The organism is Zarconia navalis LEGE 11467 (assembly GCF_015207075.1).
In the GTDB taxonomy this organism is placed as follows: Bacteria; Cyanobacteriota; Cyanobacteriia; order Cyanobacteriales; family Geitlerinemataceae; genus Zarconia; species Zarconia navalis.
The window spans coordinates 1-6,717 of the sequence record NZ_JADEXN010000292.1 but is presented as its reverse complement, the minus strand read 5'-3'; the positions used below and the strand labels follow the sequence as shown (position 1 = coordinate 6,717).

Annotated in this window: 6 protein-coding genes; 2 read left to right on the top strand and 4 right to left on the bottom strand. The window is 48.5% G+C overall.

Features of this window, described 5'->3' with window-relative positions; translation table 11 throughout:
• Positions 1–853: fructosamine kinase family protein (locus IQ235_RS15005; protein WP_264322252.1), on the bottom strand; the 853-nt coding region annotated here is incomplete at its 3' end.
• Positions 854–1,112: 259 nt separating this feature from the next.
• Between IQ235_RS15005 and IQ235_RS15000 the strand changes: the two genes are divergently transcribed.
• Positions 1,113–2,159, top strand: coding sequence for a ribonucleotide-diphosphate reductase subunit beta (locus IQ235_RS15000; protein WP_264322251.1), 1,047 nt, complete (start codon positions 1,113–1,115; stop codon positions 2,157–2,159).
• A gap of 165 nt (positions 2,160–2,324) precedes the next feature.
• Here IQ235_RS15000 and IQ235_RS14995 read toward each other — a convergent pair whose 3' ends face one another.
• Entirely contained in the window at positions 2,325–2,552 is a 228-nt protein-coding gene (locus tag IQ235_RS14995; RefSeq protein WP_264322250.1) for a hypothetical protein, read from the bottom strand.
• 117 nt (positions 2,553–2,669) lie between these two features.
• On the opposite strand from IQ235_RS14995, the gene IQ235_RS14990 reads away from it, so the two are divergent.
• Entirely contained in the window at positions 2,670–3,410 is a 741-nt protein-coding gene (locus tag IQ235_RS14990) for a chitin deacetylase family protein (protein WP_264322249.1), read from the top strand.
• Positions 3,411–3,603: 193 nt separating this feature from the next.
• Here the strand turns inward: IQ235_RS14990 and IQ235_RS14985 are convergent, their stop codons facing one another.
• Positions 3,604–5,931 (bottom strand): ATP-binding protein, encoded by a 2,328-nt coding sequence (locus tag IQ235_RS14985; RefSeq protein ID WP_264322253.1) that lies wholly within the window; start codon positions 5,929–5,931, stop codon positions 3,604–3,606.
• Between the two features lie 279 nt (positions 5,932–6,210).
• Positions 6,211–6,717 (bottom strand): FAD-linked oxidase C-terminal domain-containing protein (locus IQ235_RS14980; RefSeq protein ID WP_319592602.1); only part of this gene is annotated, 507 nt, incomplete at its 5' end.

Below are 6,717 nucleotides of genomic sequence, written 5' to 3'. Positions count from 1 at the left end.
GTTGGATGGTTCGTTCGGCTTGTCCGGCATAGCCACCGCCAAACAGATTGAAATGGTTGAGAACGTGATAGAGATTGTAGAGCGGTTTGCGGCGCTCGTAACCCGCATCGAGAGACCACGTGTCGTTATAACCGCGATAGAACGCACTGGAAAATCCACCGAACAATTCTGTCATCGCCAAATCCGTTTCCCGATCGCCGTAATAGGTTGCCGGATCGAAAATGACCGGTTCTCCCGTTGCCGTTACTGACGCATTTCCTCCCCATAAATCGCCGTGTACGAGGGAAGGTTGCGGCTGGTGTCCGGCGAGGAGTTCGGGAATTTTCTCGAGGAGGCGATCGCCTCCGTTAAAGTGCATCCCCTTTCTGGCGGCGAGTTTCAACTGATAGCCAATGCGATGGGTGGCGAAAAATTCCGCCCAATCTGCCGTCGGGGGATTCATCTGGGGTGTGGAACCGATGGTGTTGTTGCGATCCCAGCCAAATCGATCGCCCTTTCCCTGACGGTGCATTTGGGCTAGTTGCTGCCCCATTTTTTCCCAAATATCAGCACCGCCGCCTCCATTCAAATCTAGCCATTCCAAAACGATGTACGCCGAATCTGCCGCCGTTCCCCAGCAAATGGGTTGGGGAACCCGAATCGTCTTCGTCTCCCACATTTGCCGTACCCCCAAAGCTTCTGCGGCAAACATTTCCACTTGCGAAGCACTGTTGAGTTTGACAAAATAAGTCTGTTTGCCATCGGAAATCGCATGGCCGCGATTGATACAACCGCCACTCACCGATTTGCTGTTGACAATTTCAAAGGTTTCACCTGTAGTTTCTGAAATTTGGGCGGAGATCGTTTTCCACATCAGTCGATCGTACGAGTAGGGACTCGATCGATTTTATCGGATATCTAACACATCCTAGTGGCGTGGCAGCGATTTACAATTTTTGATTCGATGTAAAAATCTGTCGTCATGCATTTTAAAATTCTTCTGATGTGCGCGCTATAATAATTCTGAAAACTTAAAAATAATCTCTTTAAGTTTTTACGATCTGGCTAGCATAAAACCGTAAAAAAAGCTAACGTTTTGAAGTTATAATTCTAGACCCATCTTCGATCGAACTATGACTGTAAAAATGCCCGTTAATCCCATCTTCAATCCAGGTGGGGACGATCGAATTGAAACGCGATCGATTTGGTTTGGTGAAACCACCAATTTAATGCAACTCAATGACGTTCGCTATTCTTGGGCGATCGGGTTGTACCAACAAATGCGGGAAAACTTTTGGATTCCGCAAAAGTTAGACCTAACACAAGATGTTACCGACTACTGGAATTTAACCCCAGAAGAACGAAATGCCTACGACGGTATTTTGTCCTATCTGACATTTTTAGACTCCGTCCAAACCTGCAATATTCCCCACATCAAAAGCAGCATTACCGCACCGGAAGTTGCCTTGTGTATGGCAGAGCAAATATCTCAGGAGGGAATGCACAACCAAAGCTATCAATATATTATCGAGACGGTGATTCCGCCCGATCGCCGACGAATTGTTTACGAATTTTGGCGTACCGATAAAGTCCTCCACGAACGCTGTCAGTATGTGGCGGGTATCTATCAGCAATACATGGACGATCCCACGCCCGAAAACTACTTCGTTTCTTTGCTGGCAGACTTTCTTTTAGAAGGAATGTACTTCTATAATGGTTTCATTTTCTTCTATAACCTTGCATCGAGAATGTTGATGCCTGGAAGTGCGGATATTTTCAAAATGATTAACCGCGACGAACTCAGTCACGTTCGCCTCTTTCAAAAGCTGATTCCCGAAGCGATGCAGGTTTTTCCCCACTCTGTCGAACAGATTTATGAAATGTTCGATGGTGCGGTGCAACATGAATGTCGGTGGACGAATCATATCGTTGGGGATAATATTCTTGGGATTACTGAAGCAAGTACCGAACATTACACCAAATATCTGGCAAATATGCGGTTGCGATCGATCGGTTTGAATCCCCTTTATCCCGATAAAAAATATCAGAAGAGTCCTTATACTCATCTCGAACGGTTCTCCGATACCAAAGCCCAGGCACACACCAAAGCCAACTTCTTTGAAGCGAGTGTTACCAGTTACGTGATGTCGTCGGGTGTGGGAGGCTGGGACGAAATTTAACGTTGCCATCGCTAGGCAGGGGTGCATCGGAGGCAACGGGAGCAAAAGGTTTAGCTTATCCGATGACTTCTGCACCCTCGATTGTCGATCGATCGCTTCAATAAAAACAATGGGGGCGATCGAGAAATATCCGATCGCCCCATTCGTTTAAAATGTCGTCTTTAACTACATCGTTTCCGGCTGGCTCATATTGCAAACCGCACAGCCACAGCCGAGTTCATCGAGTAGATTGTCTTGCACGTGGGTGACGGGAGCGATCGCTATTTCCGACTGGACGATTTCACTGTCCATGCCATCGGCTGGCATGGCAGACGCAGGATTCGCCGCCATTAGAGTCAACGCTAAAGAACTAGAACATCCTAATGCAGTCAGCAACTTTGTTTCATTTTTCATGATGTCGATCGATGGTTTGAGGTTTAAATATACTTAGCATAGCAATTCTATGAATAGCGCCTTACTTGCGGTTACGATGTTTCTTCCAACTGCGACAACCTCAATAAAACCAGATCGATGGCAAATTTCAACCGTCTAAATTGGCGATGGCTGGTGTGGGGATTGGCGGGTTCCGGTTCGATCTTCTTCCTCGCGATCGCCCTTCTGTTCTTCCAGCCTCGGTGGCTGCTATCGATCGTCAGCGCGATCGCGCCGGGTGCGGTATATTTCAGCGATACCGACGAGCGAATCGTCGCCCTTACCATTGACGATGGCCCCGATGCGATCGCCACGCCCAAAATCCTCCAACTCCTTGCCCGCTATCGATCGCGCGCCACGTTCTTTCTCATCAGTTCCCGAATTTCTGGCAACGAATCCCTCGTCATGCAAGCCATTCGAGAAGGACAGGAACTGGGAAACCACCTCACCGAAGACGAACCCAGTATCGATCTTTCCCCAGAAGCGTTTGAAGCCAACTTACTCGAAGCCGAAGCCGTCCTATCCCAATTTGCCTCCCCCCGCTGGTTACGTCCGGCATCGGGGTGGTACAACTCGCAAATAATTGCCACCGCCCAAAAACACGGATACCGGGTTGCCCTCGGTTCCATCTTTCCCTACGACACCAATATTCCCTCCGTCCAATTTGCCGCCCATCATATCCTCACCAACGTGCGTCCGGGGGATATCATCATCCTCCACGACGGCGGCGACAGAGGCGATCGCACTGTATCGGTTCTCGAGATCGTTTTGCCCGAACTCCAGCGCCAGGGATACCGTATCGTCTCCCTATCAGAACTCTTGCCCCCTCCCGCAGATTAGTTAGGACATTCCTAAATATTAGAAGTAAAAGCCTCTCACAGTCTACTGTTCCCTGTTCCCTGTTCCCTGTTCCCTAGCGCTATATAGAGTAAACATTTTGGTTTTTATAGCGATCGCCCCATATTGAAATGCTCAAATTCTCTCAGGACTCAAGGGGTGACGCTTCGAGCCGTTCAATTTGTCTAAACCTCAATTAATAAGTGCGTACGGGGATTTCGAGGATAACTTCCGTGCGACCGGGAACGCTATCGATCGAAATTTCACCGCCGTGAAGATCGACAATAATTTGGTAACTAATCGATAATCCCAAGCCCGTTCCTTGACCGACAGGTTTGGTGGTAAAAAATGGATCGAATATTTTATCTTGAATTTCTGGTGGAATGCCGGGGCCGTTATCGACGATCGAGATGTAGATCGATTGTTGTTTGGGGTTAGGAATGGCAGCGGTGGAGATTGTAATGACTTTCTCTGGATTTTGAGAATGTTTTAAAGCTTCGATGGCATTATCGAGAAGATAGAGAAAAACTTGATTCATATGTCCGGCATAACATTCAACGTCGGGCATATAAGCATAGTTTTTAACAATTTGAATTTTATCTTCAATACGATTTTTGAGTAATAGTAACGTGCTATCGATACCTTCATAAATATTAACGGGTTTTTTCTGGGCTTCATCCAGCCGAGAAAACGTTCGTAAAGAGACAATTATTTTGTGAATTCGATCGGCTCCTTCTTTCATCGAAAGTAAGATTCCCGGTAAATCTTCCCGAATATAATCGAGTTCGATTTCGTCTTTAAAATGCTCGATTTCGGTAGGAAGTTGAGGAATTGTGAGATCGTAAAAGTCGATTAATTTCAACAGATCGAATGCATATTCGCTCACATAAGTCAAGTTTCCATAAATAAAATTGACGGGGTTATTAATTTCGTGGGCAAGTCCCGCCACTAAATGACCCAGTCCTGACATTTTTTCTGTTTGAATCAGGTGAGCCTGAGTGGTTTTGAGCTTGGATAAGGTTTGCCCCAGTTGTTGGACTTGACTTTGGGTTTGGGCGTGAAGGTGAGATTGGGTCATGGCGATCGCCAGTTGATTGGCCACCGATCGCAATAAAATTTGCTCGCTGTTGCGCCAAAACCAACCGGTGGCGTGGATGCAAATGAGGTATCCGGACTGATGGTATGACGGTCGAATGGGAAGCACGGTATAACTGCCAGCTTCGAGCGCCACGTTTCTGGCGGGAACATCGAGATCGATGCATTTGAGGACGATGCGATCGCCCTGTTGCAATTGGGACTCGAAATCCATCGGGACGGCAAATTGCCCGAGACTTTCAGGTTTGCCTTGTCGATCGCATTCCCAGCGAATATCGAGAATATGCTCTTCGGGAGAATACCAACCGAAAGCCGCTCGATCCAAACTTAGGAGTTCAACGAGTTCTTCAACGGTCGTGTGGACGATGCGATCGAGTTCCAAAGAAGCGTGAATCCTTGCTGTTAGGCGATCGAGCAATCCTTCCTGAGCTGACAGAGAGCGGTTTTTTTGCGCCGAGATAACTTGTCTGAAGGCAGAACCGACGGCAAATGCGAGTAACATTCCCAAGACGATTGCCAAGAGGTTCAGTCGCATCAGTTGCGATTCGAGATAGCGGACGGGAATCACCAAAGCAATCGACCAATTTGCCCGTTGAGTGGGTTCGTAGGCAACGTACACCCACTCCCCGTTCAGTTGCAGCCGCTCGATATTACTGCGTTTGCCAATCGCTTGCCGCGCGATTCGCTGTAGACTGGGGTCTGGAGATTTGAGGAGAGTGGTTTTGTTCCAGCGTTTCTCGGGATCGACGATCGGCTGTCCGACTCCATTGAGAACGAAAGCGTAACTCTGCGTGCCGTATTTTAAGCCCTCTACCACTTCTATCAGTGGCTCGATTTCAAGGGTTCCAGCGATAAATCCCGTCGGCTGCTGGTTTTGGCATGGCGCTGTACCGTTCGCACACCCCACGGGAACTGCGATCGTTACTTGGGGAACGCCAGAGACAAAAGAAAATCTGGGATCGGAAACCGCTACCCATCCTTGAAGTGCTTTGCGAACGGTTTGGGAATTCAGAGAGTATCGGTGGGTTGCGTTAGTTGCATTCGTGGAATAAATAACGCCCTCTAAATTGCCCAAAGCCAGATCGAGCAATTCTTCTGAATAAACCACTTCACCATTTAAGTAAGATGCGATCCCAGAGCGATCGAAAGTACGGGATGCAGGCGTGCGGGCGATGGCTTGTAAGGTTGCTTGATGGGCTGCAAACCAGACATCGAGGCGATCGACCCCTAGACGAACTTCGAGGACGATATTTTGCTCGAATCTGTCGAGCGTCAATTCTCGAGCGAATTGATAGCTGGAAAAGGCTACAATCGCGATGCCAACGATCGCGCCTGCCGCTGCAAGCCAGATCGAGAGCTGACAAGGTCGCCATCCCTGGCGAGAACGACGCTGCCAAAACCGAATCCATCCCTGCCATTGTGCTACCATCACGCTTTACCATGTTGCGATCGGCAATATCTTGTCGCCCAACGGGAAAAGCGTGCTGAATGACCCATTACAAAATTCAGACTCATTTTGACTGCGATTCGTCGATTTTTACCGCGCGATCGCTCGCTCGATTTTTAAGGTAACTTCTATTTTCGAATTCCCAATTTCGTCGAATCGGAATCGAGAATTTCCGACTTGATGGGATGACAGCGCAGGATCTCTCGAAGATCGCGCCCTGGAAACGATCTCTGCGCTCCGATCTCTTTTGGGTTTGGGATCTCAGAACAACTCCACACCCTCAACCTGCTGTTGAAGCTCGACTTTAGCCCGAGCAGCCTCACCACAAGTACGCGGTGTGGGGAAAATTTTTCCCGGATTGGCGAGTCCCTTGGGATTGAAACAATCGCGAACCCACTGCATCGTATCTAGGTCGGCGGTGGAGAACAGATTTGGCATATAACACCTTTTATCAGTTCCAATACCGTGTTCTCCGGAAATCGTGCCTCCGACTTTGACACAAAGCTTGAGAATTTCACCCCCCACTTCTTCCACCGCTTCGAGAGCGCCTTCGACAGAGCGATCGTACAGTACTAGGGGATGTAGGTTGCCATCCCCTGCATGAAACACGTTGGCAATCCGATATCCGCTGCGTTCGGAAAGAGCCTCGATTTCTTTGAGAACGTACGCGAGTTGAGAGCGGGGAATCACGCCATCTTGCACGTAGTAATCGGGACTGATATGACCGGCAGCGGCAAAGGCGGCTTTGCGTCCCTTCCGAAGCTTCAT

Excerpts from the sequence above, each read along its gene's own strand:
- IQ235_RS15000 (WP_264322251.1), top strand. The coding sequence starts at position 1,113 with ATGACTGTAAAAATGCCCGTTAATCCCATCTTCAATCCAGGTGGGGAC.
- IQ235_RS14995 (WP_264322250.1), bottom strand. The coding sequence starts at position 2,552 with ATGAAAAATGAAACAAAGTTGCTGACTGCATTAGGATGTTCTAGTTCT.
- IQ235_RS14985 (WP_264322253.1), bottom strand. The coding sequence starts at position 5,931 with ATGGTAGCACAATGGCAGGGATGGATTCGGTTTTGGCAGCGTCGTTCT.
- IQ235_RS14990 (WP_264322249.1), top strand. The coding sequence starts at position 2,670 with ATGGCAAATTTCAACCGTCTAAATTGGCGATGGCTGGTGTGGGGATTG.